Here is a 15,973-nt window from a genome sequence, read left to right as displayed (position 1 = left end):
GCAGGGAAACGTAGACCTCACGCAGTTCTCGTCTGCGGGAGGAACGAAAGGACTTCCGTGACCGATACGGACCTGATCACCGCACCTGCCGAGCAGGAATCCGCGGGTTCGGCCGGCCCCGACTCGGGACGACCGGCCACCAAGACACGTGCACGAACCGGCCTGTCCGGCATGGTGCTCAGCGAACTGCGGACGGTCGCCGGTGAACTCGGCATCAAGGGCACCTCCGGGATGCGCAAGGGCGATCTGATCGCCGCGATCAAGGAGCGCCAAGCGGGTGGCGACGCCCCGGCCGCGAAGAGCGCTCCCGCCCGGTCGAAGGCCGGCACGTCGAAGCCGGCGACGAACGACGACCAGCTGACCATCGGCGACTCCCCGGCCGCGACCGGGGCGGACACGACCGAGAAGAACGACGCCCCCCGGAGCGGCGCGCGCACCCAGCGCGGCGCCGGCCGCAAGGCCGCTGCCGCCGACGAACCGGCCGAGGCGTCGTCCACCGAGACCGCGAACGCCGACGCTTCGGGAACAACGAACAACCCGGCTGCCACCCAGGCCGACGGCTCGCGGAACGGCGCCGACGCGGCGAAGTCCGAGGCCCAGGCCGGGGATGCACCCAAGGGCGGCAGCGCTTCCGAGACCGACTCGTCGGAGACCGGTGCGGGACGCGAGCGACGCCGCGGCCGTGACGGCTCGGGCGAGGCCGCGGGTGACTCCGACGGCAACGACCAGCGCACTCGGCGCAACCGCAACCAGAACCGCGACAACCAGAATCGCGACGGGGGCCAGAACCGCGACGGGGGCCAGAATCGCGACAAGCAGAACCGCGACGGCAACCAGAACCGCGACGGCAACCAGAACCGCGACGGAAATCAGAATCGTGACGGGGGTCAGGACGACGACGGCGAGGGCGGCGGTCGCCGTCGGGGTCGCCGGTTCCGTGAGCGTCGTCGCGGCCAGAATCGCGACACCCCGAACGAGCCGCAGGTGTCCGACGATGACGTGTTGCAGCCCGTCGCCGGCATCCTCGACGTGCTCGACAACTACGCCTTCGTGCGCACCTCGGGGTACCTCGCCGGTCCGAACGACGTCTACGTCTCGATGAACCTGGTCCGCAAGAACGGACTTCGACGCGGCGACGCGATCACCGGTGCGGTCAAGGTGCCGCGTGAGGGCGACCAACAGAACCAGCGCCAGAAGTTCAACCCGCTGGTGCGGCTGGACACCGTCAACGGCGGAGACGTCGAGACGGCCAAGCGTCGCCCCGAGTTCAACAAGCTCACGCCGCTGTACCCGAACCAGCGCCTGCGGCTGGAGACCACCCCCGAACGACTCGACACCCGTGTGATCGATCTGATCATGCCGATCGGCAAGGGGCAGCGGGCCCTGATCGTGTCGCCGCCGAAGGCCGGTAAGACGACGATCCTGCAGGACATCGCCAACGCGATCGCGACCAACAATCCCGAATGCCACCTCATGGTCGTCCTCGTCGACGAGCGTCCCGAGGAGGTCACGGACATGCAGCGTTCGGTGCGGGGTGAGGTCATCGCCTCGACCTTCGATCGGCCGCCGTCAGACCACACCTCGGTGTCGGAGCTCGCGATCGAGCGCGCCAAGCGACTCGTCGAGAGCGGGAAAGACGTTGTGGTGCTGCTGGACTCGATCACCCGTCTGGGTCGTGCGTACAACAACGCGTCGCCCGCGTCGGGTCGGATCCTGTCCGGTGGTGTCGATTCGACCGCGCTGTACCCGCCGAAGCGGTTCCTCGGCGCGGCGCGCAACATCGAGAACGGCGGGTCGCTGACGATCATCGCCTCGGCGCTCGTCGAGACCGGCTCCACCGGCGACACGGTGATCTTCGAGGAGTTCAAGGGCACCGGCAACGCCGAGCTCAAGCTCGACCGCAAGATCTCCGAGCGCCGGGTGTTCCCGGCGGTGGACGTCAACCTGTCGAGTACTCGTAAGGACGAGCTGCTGCTGTCGCCGGAGGAATTCTCCATCGTGCACAAGCTGCGTCGCGTGCTCTCGGGTCTCGACTCGCAGCAGGCCATCGACCTGCTGATCAGTCAGCTGAAGAAGACCAAGACGAACATCGAGTTCCTGATGACGGTGCAGAAGACCGCACCGGGCGGGAACAACGACGACTGAGTTCTGCGACTGCGACGAGCCACGAAGGTCACCGGACCTTCGTGGCTCGTCGTTTTCGCTCCTCGGGAACTGCGGCCTGGCGGCCGTCGTGGACTACGACACAACACTCGAGCATCTGAACCTCATCCTCCCTGAGGTGCGAGCGAAGCGAGCCACGAAGGGTGTAGCAACGTGTCTCGCCAGCCCTTCGTGACTCGTCGACCTCGACGCGCTCCTTCGTCGCTTGCTCGGCCCGGCGGCTTGCGCTCCTCGCACCTCAGGGAGCAGGGGTTTTGTAGTCTCTTCGGATCAGCGAGCGATGGGGGTTCGCTTCTCTCGGATTGGGGAGCGGTGGGAGACGGACGGGGTTGCGCGACTCGCGCGGTGTCCTCTCAGCCGGCGAGGTCGGCCGCCAGGTGTTGCCACGCCTGCGCACTCGGCGGTGCGACGGCCCCGGTCTGGGTGACGATCAGCGCGCACTCGCCTCCGCGGCTGTAGATCTCGAGTGATCCCGTGCGGTCCCACACCCCGCGGGGCCACGTCACCCAGCATTCGCCGACGAGGTCGAAGTTGATCATCACGCGGGCGCTGCCGGATGCCAGCACCATCTGGCCCCGATGCTCGCGGGCTCCGTCGAGACGGTCCTGGCGCATCTGGATGCATCCCGGCGCCGCCGTCGCGAAGGTCACGGTCATCCCCAGTCCCGCTGCGTGCTCGAGTGCGGCGATCACCGTACGTGTCTCGACGCGGACGGTACGCGCGCAGTCGAGATGGGGGAGGGCCGCCAGGCGGGCGACACCTCCGTCGGTGAGTACCGCGTCGAATTGTGCGACCTGATCGTCGTCGATCGAGGCGGACGGGTCCACGCACTGTGGCGCAGGCGAATCCACGAAGGGCCCATCAAGGACCGCGGCCGCGCCGGTGCAGGTCATCGCCTCGAACGCCAGCCGGTCGGAGTTCTCCGTCAGGTAGGTGGCGTGAGCGGTGTTGCCGCGGTGGTCGAACAGTCGCAGGGTCGGCGGAACGTGGGCGGCGGGATCGCTGAGCAACGCCGACGACAAGCGAGAGGGGTTGAGCCGCAGTGCGATCTGCTGCGAGTCGACACGAAGCGGACCGCCCACGGTCGTCGGGAGGTCATGGACTCCGACCGCGTTCATGATCACCGGACCGGCAACGGTGACGCCGACGACCTGGGCCAGGCCGGGCAGGCGCGCGGCGACCGCGGGGACGTCGTGATTCACCGAGGAGTCCGCGAATCCGGCTGTCCGCAGCAGGATCTCGAGATCGCTGCGGGCGTGCGGATGGTCCCCGGCGGAGTGGGTCATCTCAGTAGACGTCGCGTGAGTAGCGATTCTCCGCGCGCAGGCGATCGACGTACGCCGCGGCCTGGTCGGGCTCGAGACCACCGTGTTCGGCGACGATCTCGTGCAGCGCCGCGTCGACGTCGTCGGCCATCGTCGTGGCGTCGCCGCACACGTACAGATGCGCGCCGGCCTCGAGCCACGCGAACAGCTCACCGCCGTGTTCGCACATCCGGTCCTGGACGTAGATCTTGTGTTCCTGATCGCGGGAGAAGGCGAGGTCGAGCCGGTCGAGAAGCCCGTCGGTGACGAACCGGTCGAGCTCCTCGGCATAGAGGTAGTCGTGGCCGCGATGCTGGTCACCGAAGAACAGCCAGTTGCCGCCGGGTGCGCCGGCCGCGGCCCGCTCATGCAGGAAACCGCGGAACGGGGCGATGCCGGTGCCCGGGCCGATCATGATGGCCGAGACGTCGTCGGCGGGCAGCCGGAACTTCTTGTTGGGGGAGATGAAGACGGGCACGGTGTCGCCGGGCGCGCAGCGGTTGGCCAGGTGGGTCGAGCACACACCTCCGCGATCCCGGTCGGCGACGCGGTAGCGCACCGTGGCCATCGTGATGTGGACGGTGTCGCCGTGGACCCGCGGGCTCGACGAGATCGAGTACTCGCGGTGCGCGAGGGGACTCAACTCCTCGAGCAGTTCCTCGGGAGTCGGGGTGAAGGTCGGGTCCAGATCCAGGAGATCGAGGACGTCGAGTCCGTGGAGCCACGCGTCGAGTGCCTGCGGGTCACCGGCGTCGAGAAGTCGGGCGAGTTCGGGGTGTCCGGTGCGTTCGGCGACGGCCCGGACGAGGTACTTCGACGGCGCGCCGATCTCGTACCTGCTGGTCAGTGCCTCGCGCAGGGTGTAGGTCGCCTTGCGGTCGGCGATGATCTCGTCGCCCACCGCGCGCAGCCGGGCGAGCAGGAGATCGACCAGCGCGGGATCGTTCGTCGGAGCGATGCCGATGCCGTCGCCGGGCTCGTAGGTGATGCCGCTGTCGCCGAGATCGAGTTCGAGATGCCGGACCTCCTTGGCCGATCCGGGACCGGAGAGGAGTTCGTTCCGCACGACCGTCGCCGGGTAGGGATTGCGCCGGTTCCACGGCGATCGGGCCGTCTTGCCGGTACGACGGGCGGGGGAGGTCCGTGCGGTGTCGACTGCGAGGCTGCTGCCGGTGGAGGCGGCGTCGTACATCGAGGATTCCTTCGGGGACGGGGTGCGGGGGAGCGTGTGCCGCCGACAGGGCGGGCGACGCCACGGTACTACACTTAGGCAACCCTTACGAGGATCGCGATCTGCGTCACGTGCAGTGGAGTGCGGGTGGCCGTGCCGGGAATGGATCCGAGCGGCCTGCCGTTGAGGCACCTGCGACCGCGGTGACCGGGATTTTTCCCGGGTGATGCCCCCGTGGCATACTGATCGGTCGAGTCCGGTTCCGGTTCACACCGTCGACAAGCGACGGTGACCCGGCGACCTCAGAAAGGGACAGTCAGACATGAAGCAGGGAATCCACCCCGAGTACGCGACGACCACCGTCGTCTGCGGCTGCGGCAACACCTTCGAGACCCGCAGCACCGCTGCCAACGGTCGGATCAACGTCGAGGTCTGCTCGCAGTGCCACCCGTTCTACACGGGCAAGCAGAAGATCCTCGACACCGGCGGCCGCGTTGCCCGGTTCGAGAAGCGCTACGGCAAGCGCGCCAAGTAGACCACGCTGCGACGCCCGCCCGACGATGTCGGGACGGGCGTCGCTGTGTTTTCCGGTCAGAGTTCTTCCCGGTGTCGCCGATCATCCGGCGTGCGCCGGTCGTCAAGTGAGGTCGCCTTCATGAGTACGCAGAGTCCCTCGGCCATCGACGACATCCTGGCCGAGCACTCGGGTCTCGAACGCCAGCTGGCCGATCCCGCCCTGCACGACGATCCCGCCGCGGCCCGTCGCGTCGGTAAGCGATTCGCCGAGCTCGCGCCCGTCATGGCGACCTACACCCGGTTGAAGGCGGCACGCGAGGATCTCGAGGCCGCACGGGAACTGGCCGCCGATGACGCGTCGTTCGCCGCCGAGATCCCCTCTCTCGAAGAGGCCGTCGAGGAACTCGACGCGACGTTGACCGACCTGCTCGCCCCGCGCGACCCCCACGACGCCGACGACGTGGTCCTGGAGATCAAATCCGGTGCGGGCGGCGAGGAATCGGCACTGTTCGCGGCGGACCTGGCCCGGATGTACCTCAAGTACTGCGAGCGTCACGGCTGGAAGGCGCAGGTGCTCGGCGTGACCGAGTCCGATCTCGGCGGCTACAAAGAGGCCACCTTCTCGATCAAGTCGAAAGAGGCCGTGCGCGACGGGGTCTGGTCGCGACTGAAGTTCGAGGGCGGTGTGCACCGCGTCCAGCGGGTGCCGGTCACCGAGTCGCAGGGCCGCATCCACACGTCGGCGGCCGGGGTGCTGATCTACCCCGAGCCCGAAGAGGTGGCCGAGGTGACGATCGACGAATCGGAACTGCGCATCGACGTCTACCGCTCGTCCGGCAAGGGCGGCCAAGGCGTGAACACCACCGATTCGGCGGTCCGGATCACCCACCTGCCCACCGGAATCGTCGTCACATGCCAGAACGAACGTTCGCAGTTGCAGAACAAGGCGCGCGCGATGCAGGTCCTCGCCGCCCGGCTGCAGTCCGCAGCCGAGGAAGAGGCGGAGGCCGCCGCCGCGCAGGGTCGTGCGGCCCAGATCCGCACCGTGGACCGGTCCGAGCGGATCCGGACCTACAACTTCCCCGAGAACCGCATCACCGATCACCGGATCGGTTACAAGGCCAACAATCTCGACGCGGTGCTCGCCGGTGACATGGACAACCTGCTCGACGCGCTCGTCGCCGCGGACCGGCAGGCCCGCATGGAAGCGGAATAGGAGTCGTGACCGGCAGGCCGACCCCGTTGTCGGACGAACTGCGTGCCGCGACCGCCCGTCTCGCCGCGTCCGGGATCGACTCCGCACGCCGTGACGCCGAATGGCTGATGGCCCACGTGCTCGGGATCGATGCGGGCCGACTGGTGCTGGTGGACACGATCGACGACGCGCCGGCCCGCGCGTTCCGGTCGGCGATCGACCAGCGGTCGCAGCGGATTCCCTTGCAGCACATCATCGGGACCGCCGCCTTCGGCCCCGTCGAGCTGGCCGTCGGCCCCGGGGTGTTCATCCCCCGGCCGGAGACCGAGTACCTCCTCGAATGGGCGGTCGACCGACTCCGCGCCACCCCCGGATCGCATTTCGCGGCTGATTTCTGCAGCGGCAGTGGGGCACTGGCGATCGGCATCGCCGCGATGAGTCCGGCGACCCGGGTCGTGGCGATCGAGGCCGACGAGGATGCGCTGGTGTGGTTGCGTCGCAACGTCGCCGACGCGACACCGGCCGTCGGGTCACGGGTCGACGTCGTCGCCGCGGACGTCACCGATCCGGATCAGGTCGCGGGAGCCGTCCCGGCCGGCAGCGTGTCGGTCCTGGTCACGAACCCGCCCTACGTGCCGCTCGACGCCGTGGTCGGACCCGAGGTCGCCCACGACCCGGCTCGCGCGGTCTTCGGCGGCGCGGACGGGATGTCGGTCATCGTGCCGATGGTGCCGGTCATCGCCCGCACGCTGACGCCGGGTGGCGTCGTCGGGATCGAACACGACGACACGACCGCCGACGCCGTCGTGTCGTGCCTGCACGCGCACGGCGACTTCGAGGAAGTCACCCGGCACACGGATCTGACGGGCCGGCCGAGGTTCGTGACGGCGCGCCGACGGCAGGCCGGGTCCGTCGGACGCGGCATGGCAGGATGATCGCGTGAGCACTGTTTTCGACTGCAACGATCCACAGAACCGCTGGTCGGGGATTCGGGCGGCGGTCGGGGCGGCGAAAGCCGGACGGCTGATCGTGATGCCCACCGACACGCTCTACGGAGTCGGTTGCGACGCCTTCGATTCCGACGCCGTCGGTGCACTCCTCGCGGCCAAGCACCGGGGACGCGACATGCCCGTGCCGGTCCTGGTCGGTTCCTGGTACTCGATCGACGGCCTGGTCCTGTCCGTCCCGCAGCCCGCACGCGACCTGATCGAGGCCTTCTGGCCGGGCGGCCTGAGTCTGGTTGTCCGACAAGCACCCTCGCTGGCGTGGGACCTCGGCGACACCGACGGCACCGTCATGCTCCGGATGCCGCTGCACCCGGTCGCGATCGACGTGCTGCGCGAGGTGGGGCCGATGGCGGTCTCGAGCGCGAACGTCTCGGGGCGTCCGCCGGCGACCACCGCCGACGAGGCGCGCGAACAACTCGGCGACGAGATCGCCGTGTATCTCGACGGTGGCCCGGCGCCGGCCGCGCAGGCGTCGACGATCGTCGATGTCTCCGGGCCGAGTCCGCGCATCCTGCGCGAGGGTGCGGTCTCGACGGACGCCGTCGCCGACGTACTCGACACCGACCCGGCCGCACTGCTCGCGGAGCGATGAGCCCCGACGCGCCGAGGTCCGGACCACACGGCGTCGAGGCGGGTGGCGCCCCGACCGGCGACGCCGCGGTCGACGCCATGGTGAGCCGCGAGGTCGGCCGGCGCCGCGACACCTTGCAGTTGCTCGCCAGCGAGACCGATCCGACGCCCGGGGTGCGGGCCGCGATGGCGTCGGTCTTCGACGCGAAGTATGCCGAAGGGTATCCCGGGGCGCGCTACCACGGTGGTTGTGACGTGGCCGACGAGCTCGAGGAGCTCGCCGTCGGCCGGGCCCGTGCGCTGTTCGGCGCCGAGTACGTCAATGTCCAGCCGCTGTCGGGCAGTGCGGCCAACCTCGCCGTCTATGCCGCCTTCGCCCAGCCCGGAGACCCGGTGCTCGCGCTGCGCCTCGAACACGGCGGCCACCAGACGCACGGTTCTCGGGCGAACTTCTCCGGGCGGTGGTTCTCGCCGTTGCACTACGAGGTCCGCCGCGACGACGAACTCGTCGACTACGACCAGGTCAGGGATCTCGCGCTGGTGCACCGCCCCCGCATCCTCGTCGCCGGCGCCGCGTCCTACTCGCGGACGTTCGACTTCCCGACCCTGCGCCGGATCGCCGACGAGGCCGAGTGCATCCTCTGGGTCGACGCCGCACATCTCGCCGGGCACATCGCGGCCGGCCTGCTGCCCTCGCCGGTGCCGCACGCCGACATCGTCACCCTGTCCACCAACAAGGTGATCCGCGGTCCGCGCGGCGGGGTCATCCTCGCGCGGGCCGAACACGGCGAGGCCCTGCGCAAGGCGGTCTTCCCGTTCGTGCAGGGCGGTCCCGCGATGCACGCCGTCGCCGCGAAGGCGGTCGCCTGCGCGGAATCCGGTACCGACGAGTTCGCCGGCTACGTCCGTCGTGCGGTGGACAACGCCCGCGGTCTCGCCACGGAACTGGCCTCTCGGGGCGCCCGGGTGGTGTCCGGCGGCACCGACATCCACCTCGCGGTCGTCGACGTCAGCGGCTTCGGCATCTCCGGGATGGAGGCGCAGCACCGGCTCGGCGCGGCCGGGATCGTCGTCGACAAGGCGGTCCTCCCGTTCGACACCCGCCCCGTCTCCGAGGGATCGGCGATCCGGATCGGTACGCCGGTGGCCACCGAGCGCGGCATGACCGCCGCGATGCATCCGATCGTCGCCGACGCGATGGCCGCCGCGATGTCGACGCGCGACCGTGAGACACACCAGCGGATCCGTCGCGAGATCGCCGCACTGGCCTACGGGTAGCGTGGTCGCAATGTCGGAGACCCTTGCCCGTCTGACACCGGTGGTGGCGCGATGACCGGTGCCGCACCGGTGTTGCTCGCCGCCGCCGCGGACGGGGGAGGGACGGGCGTTCCTCTGCGCGAGCTCCTGCTCGTGGGGCTCACGGCCGCGGCCATGACCTACCTCCTGACCTCGGCGGTCCGCGTCTTCGCGATCCGCGCCGGCGCGGTCGCCGTGCCGCGGGTCCGCGACGTGCACGTGATCCCGACACCTCGCCTCGGCGGGCTCGGGATGTTCGGTGGGGTGGTCGCCGGGATCGCGCTCGCCGCGAACCTCCCCGCGCTCAATCGCGGTTTCGCCTACACCACGGACATGACGGCGGTGATCGCCGCCGGCACGGTGATCGTCCTCGTCGGCGTCGTCGACGACCGGTGGGGCCTGGACGCGCTGACCAAATTCGTCGGTCAGCTCACCGCCGCCGGCGTCCTGGTGCTGCTCGGCATCAGCTGGCTGCAGCTCTACATCCCGTTCGCCGACATCGGCACGCTGGTGCTCGACCCGCTGCAGGCCGGTCTCCTCACGGTCGCGATCACGGTCGCGACGATCAACGCGATCAACTTCGTCGACGGCCTCGACGGTCTGGCCGCGGGATTGGGACTCATCGCCGCGGCGGCGATCTGCATGTTCTCGCTCGGTCTGCTGCGCGACCAGGGCGGCGACGTCAGCTACTACCCCCCGGCCCTCATCTCGGTGGCACTGGCCGGCGCGTGCCTCGGATTCCTGCCGCACAACTTCTCGCCCGCACGGATCTTCATGGGTGACTCGGGTGCGATGCTGATCGGTCTGCTGCTCGCCGCGGCCTCCACGAGCGCCTCGGGCCGTATCGCCGTGAACGCCTACGGACCGGCCGACATCTTCACGCTGCTGTCCCCGCTGATCCTGGTCGCCGCCGTCGTCTTCATCCCGATGCTCGACATGCTGCTGGCGGTGATCCGGCGGACCCGGGCCGGCGTCGGTTTCTACACCCCGGACAAGATGCACCTGCACCACCGGCTGCTCGAACTCGGGCACTCGCAGCGCCGGGTCGCGCTGATCATCTATCTGTGGGTCGGGGTTCTCGCGTTCTCGGCGGCGGCCAGCACGCTGTTCCCGCTGTCGGTCGTCGCGCCGGCCTTCGGTGCGGGCCTCGTCGTCGCGATGCTGGTGACGATGGCGCCGCGCCTGCATCGACGCCTCGCCGAACTGCGAACGTCGACGAAGGCGTACCACTGACCGGTGTCCGGCGACCCTGTGGTTACCGTGATGGCGGTACCTCGGCCTAAGGTAAGGAAACCGTAAATTTTCGTGTACTATCGCCCGTAGTAGTCAACATGTGCGCAGGCCCGGACACAAAGCCCCGGTTCTGTCTCACACGACGCAATACCCCCCGGTGAGACACCAAGAACGGTGTTGGTAGGGTCACAACGAAACGCGAGCTGACGCCCAGCGGCCATGTGCTGCTGCACGTACGCGGGTGATCCGTGCCATCGGTATGGAGTAGGAGAGCTGAGGAGGGACATGACCGCATCTGCCCCTGATTCGGCCCCCGTCTATCCCCAGGCGCCGACCGGACTCCGCCGCCCCGCGCTCATCGCGGGCGGGTTCATCGTGGTGGTGGCTGCCGTCTCGCTCGCCGTCGGACATCCGCTCTTCGCGGTGTTCTTCCTTCTCGGTGTCGCCGGGATCTTCGTCAACGCGATCCTCGTCCGACGTGCCGTCGACGTCGTGGTCGCCGACGAGAACCCGCGCAAGACCGCCCTTGCACTCAACTCCGCCATGCGACTCGGTGCCATCACGGCGCTCGCGCTGCTGGCGGCTTTCCTGGTCCAACCCGACGGGTTGGGCGCGATGTTCGGACTCGCCATCGGCCAAGTGGTCTTGGTGCTGAACACGGTCATTCCGGTGATGAAAGGACTTCGTAGCCAACCATGACGACCGCCTTCAACCTTGCCGCAGAGGATGGCGAACCGGCCATTCAGGTGGGTCATTACACCAAATTCGAGCTGTTCGGACTGACCTTCAACCTGGAGACCATCATCGCGACGGCGCTGGCCGCGGCGATCATGCTCGCGCTGGCGTTCTACCTGAAGTCGAAGGTCACCTCGACCGGCGTGCCGTCGGGTGTGCAGCTGTTCTGGGAGGCCATCACCATCCAGATGCGTGGGCAGGTCGAGAGTGCCATCGGCATGAAGATCGCCCCCTACGTTCTCCCGCTCGCGGTCTCGCTCTTCACCTTCATCCTGATCTCCAACTGGCTGTCCATCCTGCCGGTCCAGGTCGGTCACCACGAGATCCTCAAGCCGCCGGCCGCGGACGTGAACTTCGCCTACGCCCTTGCGCTCTTCGTCTTCGTCTGGTACCAGATCGCCGGCTTCCGGAAGCGCGGCCTGCTGGGTCACCCGAAGCGGATCATCAAGGGCCACGTCGCATTCCTCGCGCCGATCAACGTCATCGAGGAGTTCACCAAGCCGATCTCGCTCTCGCTGCGACTCTTCGGCAACGTCTTCGCCGGCAGCATGATGGTCGCCCTGATCGCACTCTTCCCGCCGTACATCATGTGGGCGCCCAACGCGATCTGGAAGTCCTTCGAGCTCTTCGTCGGTCTGATCCAGGCGTTCATCTTCGCGCTGCTGACGATCCTCTACTTCTCGCAGTCGATGGAGACCGAGGATCACTGACCCGCCCGAACCAGGGCACCGCGCGGAGACGGACACGGCCGCGCCCACAACCGAACATGACGACCTGCTCCGGCACCTGTCGGCGCAACTCCAGACCTGACACACCAGATGTCAGCAACGAAAGGGAAATATCACAATGGATCCAATGATTGGCCTCGGCGCACTCATCGGTGGCGGCCTGATCATGGCCGGTGGCGCCGTCGGTGCCGGTATCGGTAACGGTCTGGCCGGTAGCCAGCTGATCGCCGGTATCGCTCGCCAGCCCGAGGCACAGGGTCGCCTGTTCACCCCGTTCTTCATCACCGTCGGTCTGGTCGAGGCGGCCTACTTCATCAACCTGGCCTTCATGGCGCTCTTCGTGTTCGCCACCCCGATCAGCGCCGGCTGATCGTCGCTCTCCCTTTTGTCGCCGAGTAGAAACGACACCTCACCACAATGACGCTTGCTGCAGAGAACTTCCTGCTCCCGAATGGAACGTTCTTCGTTGTCCTGCTCATCTTCGTGATTTTGCTGCTGGTCATCCGCAAGTTCGTGGTTCCGCCGATCCAGCAGGTCCTCGAGGAGCGGGACGCGATGATCCACCGCACCGTGGAGGACAACCGGACCGCCGCCGCCGAATTCGAGGATGCGGACGTCCAGTTCCGTTCGCTCCTCAAGGAAGCGCGCGGTGAGGCCACCGCCAAGCGCGACGATGCTCGCGCCCAGGGGCGGGAACAGCTGAACGAGATGAAGCAGCGAGCGACCGCCGAGGCCGACGCCGCCCTGCAGTCGACCAGCTCCGAGCTGGCGACGCAGGGTGAGCAGGCCGCCTCGACGGCTGCAGCTGATGTGGACGCACTCGCCAAGACGCTTGCGGCGCGTGTGCTCGGTGTCGACTCGGCAACTCTTTCCGATACCCGATCGACGAGCGGAGCGGTGAACTGATCATGGCTGCCAACACTGAGACCGAATCCGACCAGGGCCCCATCGGCACCTGGCTGCACGACATCGGTGCTGCGTTCGACCCCGCGATCTTCATCGCTCAGCTCTTCGGCTTCGCGGTCATCCTCTTCCTCCTGTGGAAGTACGTCCGGCCGCCGGTGGCGAAGATGATGCGGGATCGACAGGAGACCGTGCGTCAGCAGCTCGCCGAGAGCGAGGCCGCTGCCAAGCGCGTCGCCGACGGCAAGCAGGCCCGCGAGAAGGCGGTCGCCGAGGCCAAGGCCGAGGCGGAACAGATGCAGAAGGACGCCGCGGCCGACGCCGAGGCGATCACCTCCGACATCCGCGCACAGGCCGACCACGAGGTCAAGCGCATCTCCGAGCACGGCCGCAACCAGGTCGCCCTGGTGCGCGCCAACCTCGTTCGTCAGCTGCGCACCGATCTCGGACTCACCGCGGTCGACAAGGCCGGCGAACTGGTGCGCAACCATCTCGCCGACGACTCGGCCCAGGCGGCCAGCGTCGATCGGGTCATCGACGAACTCCAGGAGATGTCGTCGGGTTCGGCGAACGCGGTTCCCTCGAGCGCCTCGCTCGTCGGTCTGCACGCGATGCGTGCCGCCAGCCGCGACGCCGCTCTCGCCGTGTCGGAGCACTTCGATTCGGCGGCAATCGATCTCGACGGTTCGGCACTGGCCGACGCCTCGGGTGACCTCACCGCGGCCATCAACTTCCTCGGCGAGAACCCGGTGCTGCGCAAGCGCCTGGTCGAGGACGACGAGAACCCCGAGGGCAAGAAGGCCATGGTGCACCGTCTGTTCGACGGCAAGCTCGCCCCGGTCGTCGTCGAGGTGCTCGCGACCGCGTCGAGTCAGCGGTGGTCGTCGTCGAGCGACTTCGTCGTCGGTCTGCGTCGTCAGAACTCCCTGATCGTCCTCACCGCCGCCGAACGCGACGGGGTCATCGAGCAGGTCGAGGACGAGCTCTTCCGGGTGAGCCGAGTCCTCGAGGCCAACCCGCAGCTGTCCTCGCTGCTGTCCGACCACGGCAAGGACGCCGACAAGCGCGTCGACCTGCTGAAGAAGCTGGTCGGCGACAAGGTCGGCACCCACACCTGGACGCTGCTGTCCTCGACCGTGCGCCTGCTGCACGGCCAGGCCGCCGACGTCGCTGTCGATCAGCTCGCCGAGCTGGCCGCCGCCCGTCGCGGCGAGTCGGTCGCCCACGTGGTGTCCGCCTCACCGCTGTCCGATGCCCAGATCGATCGACTGTCGGGCGTGCTCGGCGGAATCTACGGTCGGACCATCTCGGTGCAGACCGAGATCGCCCCGGAACTGCTCGGCGGTCTCCGGATCAGTGTCGGCGACGAGGTCATCGACGCCGATGTCGCGACACGGCTGGCCAAGGCCGCCGAGACGCTGCCGCGCTGACGACCACCCCGACACACCCGAACCCACGAAGCCCAGAGCTCAGAGCCTTCGAGACTCAGAGCCACATCAAGGAAAGACGAGAACCCATGGCGGAGTTGACGATCTCACCAGACGAGATCAAGGGAGCGATCGAGCAGTACGTCTCGTCGTTCGAAGCCGAAGCGTCGCGTGACGAGGTCGGCATCATCACCGATACCTCGGACGGCATCGCCCACGTCAGCGGCCTTCCGAGCGCAATGGCCAACGAGCTCCTCGAGTTCCCCGGCGGCGTCCTCGGCGTCGCACTGAACCTCGACGAGGACGAGATCGGCGCCGTGATCCTGGGTGACTACGAGTCCCTGGAAGAAGGCCAGCAGGTCAGCCGCACCGGCGACGTGCTCTCCGTCCCCGTCGGTGATGCGTTCCTGGGACGCGTCATCAACCCGCTGGGTGCCCCGATCGACGGCCAGGGCGACATCGAGGCCGACGAGCAGCGCGTCCTCGAGTTGCAGGCCGCCACCGTGCTCGAGCGCCAGCCGGTCGAGGAGTCCCTCGCCACCGGCATCAAGGCCATCGACGCCATGACCGCCATCGGCCGCGGACAGCGTCAGCTCGTCATCGGCGACCGCAAGACCGGCAAGACCGCGGTCTGCATCGACGCCATCCTGAACCAGAAGGCCAACTGGGAGACCGGCGACCCCACCAAGCAGGTTCGCTGCATCTACGTCGCGATCGGTCAGAAGGGTTCGACCATCGCCGGCGTCAAGTCCGCCCTCGAAGAGGCGGGCGCGATGGAGTACACCACCATCGTCGCGGCTCCCGCCTCGGACTCGGCCGGCTTCAAGTGGCTGGCCCCGTACACCGGCTCGGCCATCGGCCAGCACTGGATGTACCAGGGCAAGCACGTCCTCATCGTGTTCGACGACCTGACCAAGCAGGCCGAGGCCTACCGCGCCATCTCGCTGCTGCTGCGTCGTCCGCCGGGCCGCGAGGCATACCCCGGTGACGTCTTCTACTTGCACTCCCGTCTGCTGGAGCGTTGCGCGAAGCTGTCCGACGAGCTCGGCGGCGGCTCGATGACCGGTCTGCCGATCATCGAGACCAAGGCCAACGACGTCTCGGCGTTCATCCCGACCAACGTCATCTCGATCACCGACGGCCAGGTCTTCCTGGAGTCGGACCTCTTCAACAAGGGTGTTCGACCGGCCATCAACGTCGGTACCTCGGTGTCGCGCGTCGGTGGCGCCGCCCAGACCAAGGGCCTCAAGAAGGTCTCGGGATCGCTGCGTCTGGAGCTGGCCCAGTTCCGTGAGCTGGAGGCCTTCTCGGCCTTCGCCTCCGACCTCGACGACGCCTCGAAGGCACAGCTCGAGCGCGGTGCCCGCTGGGTCGAGATGCTGAAGCAGGACCAGTACAGCCCCTTCTCGGTCGAGGATCAGATCGTCTCGATCTACCTCTGCGGTGAGGGCCACTACGACTCGGTCCCGGTCGACGACGTGCGCAACTTCGAGACCCAGCTGCTGAGCCACCTGCACCACAACGCGACCGGTGTCTACGACTCGATCGCCGGCGGCAAGGTGCTCAGCGACGACCAGGCCGAGGCCCTGATCGCCGAGACCAACAAGTTCAAGAACGGCTACCTCACCCACGACGGCCGTCGCGTCGTCAACGAGGCCGAGGCCGAGGCGATGGATGCCGACAACGTCGAGAACGAAGAGATCAAGATCCGCAAGTGATCTCAGA

General features: G+C 68.1%; 15 protein-coding genes. 13 read left to right on the top strand and 2 right to left on the bottom strand.

What is annotated here, in order from left to right:
* Window positions 1-57 precede the first annotated feature (57 nt).
* Window positions 58-2,145, top strand: a complete 2,088-nt coding sequence (gene rho, locus JW364_RS11405; RefSeq protein ID WP_205333587.1) for a transcription termination factor Rho — start codon at window positions 58-60, stop codon at window positions 2,143-2,145.
* Between the two features lie 371 nt (window positions 2,146-2,516).
* On the opposite strand, the gene JW364_RS11400 is transcribed toward rho, so the two are convergent.
* A complete protein-coding gene (locus tag JW364_RS11400) occupies window positions 2,517-3,449 on the bottom strand; it encodes a heme transporter (protein WP_137810073.1) in 933 nt (310 codons plus the stop codon).
* Window position 3,450: 1 nt separating this feature from the next.
* Window positions 3,451-4,659 (bottom strand): sulfite reductase subunit alpha, encoded by a 1,209-nt coding sequence (locus JW364_RS11395; RefSeq protein ID WP_205333586.1) that lies wholly within the window; start codon window positions 4,657-4,659, stop codon window positions 3,451-3,453.
* A gap of 301 nt (window positions 4,660-4,960) precedes the next feature.
* Here JW364_RS11395 and rpmE point away from each other — a divergent pair, with 301 nt between their 5' ends.
* From rpmE to atpA, 12 genes are all read left to right on the top strand, one after another.
* Window positions 4,961-5,173 (top strand): 50S ribosomal protein L31, encoded by a 213-nt coding sequence (gene rpmE, locus JW364_RS11390; protein ID WP_010842972.1) that lies wholly within the window; start codon window positions 4,961-4,963, stop codon window positions 5,171-5,173.
* Between the two features lie 120 nt (window positions 5,174-5,293).
* Window positions 5,294-6,370 (top strand): peptide chain release factor 1, encoded by a 1,077-nt coding sequence (prfA, locus tag JW364_RS11385; protein ID WP_055474996.1) that lies wholly within the window; start codon window positions 5,294-5,296, stop codon window positions 6,368-6,370.
* Window positions 6,371-6,375: 5 nt separating this feature from the next.
* Window positions 6,376-7,284 (top strand): HemK/PrmC family methyltransferase, encoded by a 909-nt coding sequence (locus JW364_RS11380; protein ID WP_055474995.1) that lies wholly within the window; start codon window positions 6,376-6,378, stop codon window positions 7,282-7,284.
* Window positions 7,285-7,288: 4 nt separating this feature from the next.
* The gene (locus JW364_RS11375; RefSeq protein WP_055474994.1) at window positions 7,289-7,948 is read left to right on the top strand and encodes an L-threonylcarbamoyladenylate synthase; all 660 of its coding nucleotides are present in this window, start codon (window positions 7,289-7,291) and stop codon (window positions 7,946-7,948) included.
* Entirely contained in the window at window positions 7,945-9,204 is a 1,260-nt protein-coding gene (glyA, locus tag JW364_RS11370) for a serine hydroxymethyltransferase (RefSeq protein ID WP_084817209.1), read from the top strand. Before JW364_RS11375 ends, glyA begins: the two co-directional genes overlap by 4 nt.
* A gap of 51 nt (window positions 9,205-9,255) precedes the next feature.
* Complete coding sequence (locus JW364_RS11365) at window positions 9,256-10,455, top strand: glycosyltransferase family 4 protein (protein ID WP_055474993.1); 1,200 nt, start codon at window positions 9,256-9,258, stop codon at window positions 10,453-10,455.
* 285 nt (window positions 10,456-10,740) lie between these two features.
* Window positions 10,741-11,154 (top strand): hypothetical protein, encoded by a 414-nt coding sequence (locus tag JW364_RS11360; RefSeq protein WP_004021250.1) that lies wholly within the window; start codon window positions 10,741-10,743, stop codon window positions 11,152-11,154.
* Entirely contained in the window at window positions 11,151-11,900 is a 750-nt protein-coding gene (atpB, locus tag JW364_RS11355) for a F0F1 ATP synthase subunit A (RefSeq protein WP_055474992.1), read from the top strand. Before JW364_RS11360 ends, atpB begins: the two co-directional genes overlap by 4 nt.
* A 136-nt stretch (window positions 11,901-12,036) precedes the next feature.
* The gene (locus JW364_RS11350) at window positions 12,037-12,288 is read left to right on the top strand and encodes a F0F1 ATP synthase subunit C (RefSeq protein WP_004021252.1); all 252 of its coding nucleotides are present in this window, start codon (window positions 12,037-12,039) and stop codon (window positions 12,286-12,288) included.
* Between the two features lie 47 nt (window positions 12,289-12,335).
* Window positions 12,336-12,824, top strand: a complete 489-nt coding sequence (locus JW364_RS11345; RefSeq protein WP_055474991.1) for a F0F1 ATP synthase subunit B — start codon at window positions 12,336-12,338, stop codon at window positions 12,822-12,824.
* Between the two features lie 2 nt (window positions 12,825-12,826).
* The gene (locus JW364_RS11340; protein ID WP_055474990.1) at window positions 12,827-14,251 is read left to right on the top strand and encodes a F0F1 ATP synthase subunit B/delta; all 1,425 of its coding nucleotides are present in this window, start codon (window positions 12,827-12,829) and stop codon (window positions 14,249-14,251) included.
* Between the two features lie 86 nt (window positions 14,252-14,337).
* Window positions 14,338-15,966 carry a F0F1 ATP synthase subunit alpha gene (gene atpA / locus JW364_RS11335; RefSeq protein WP_055474989.1) on the top strand — a complete coding sequence of 543 codons (1,629 nt, stop codon included), beginning with the start codon at window positions 14,338-14,340 and terminating at the stop codon, window positions 15,964-15,966.
* Window positions 15,967-15,973 lie beyond the last annotated feature (7 nt).

It is taken from the genome of Gordonia sp. BP-119, from assembly GCF_016924115.1.
Lineage (GTDB): Bacteria > Actinomycetota > Actinomycetes > Mycobacteriales > Mycobacteriaceae > Gordonia > Gordonia hongkongensis.
This window is presented reverse-complemented; position numbering and strand designations above follow the sequence as displayed.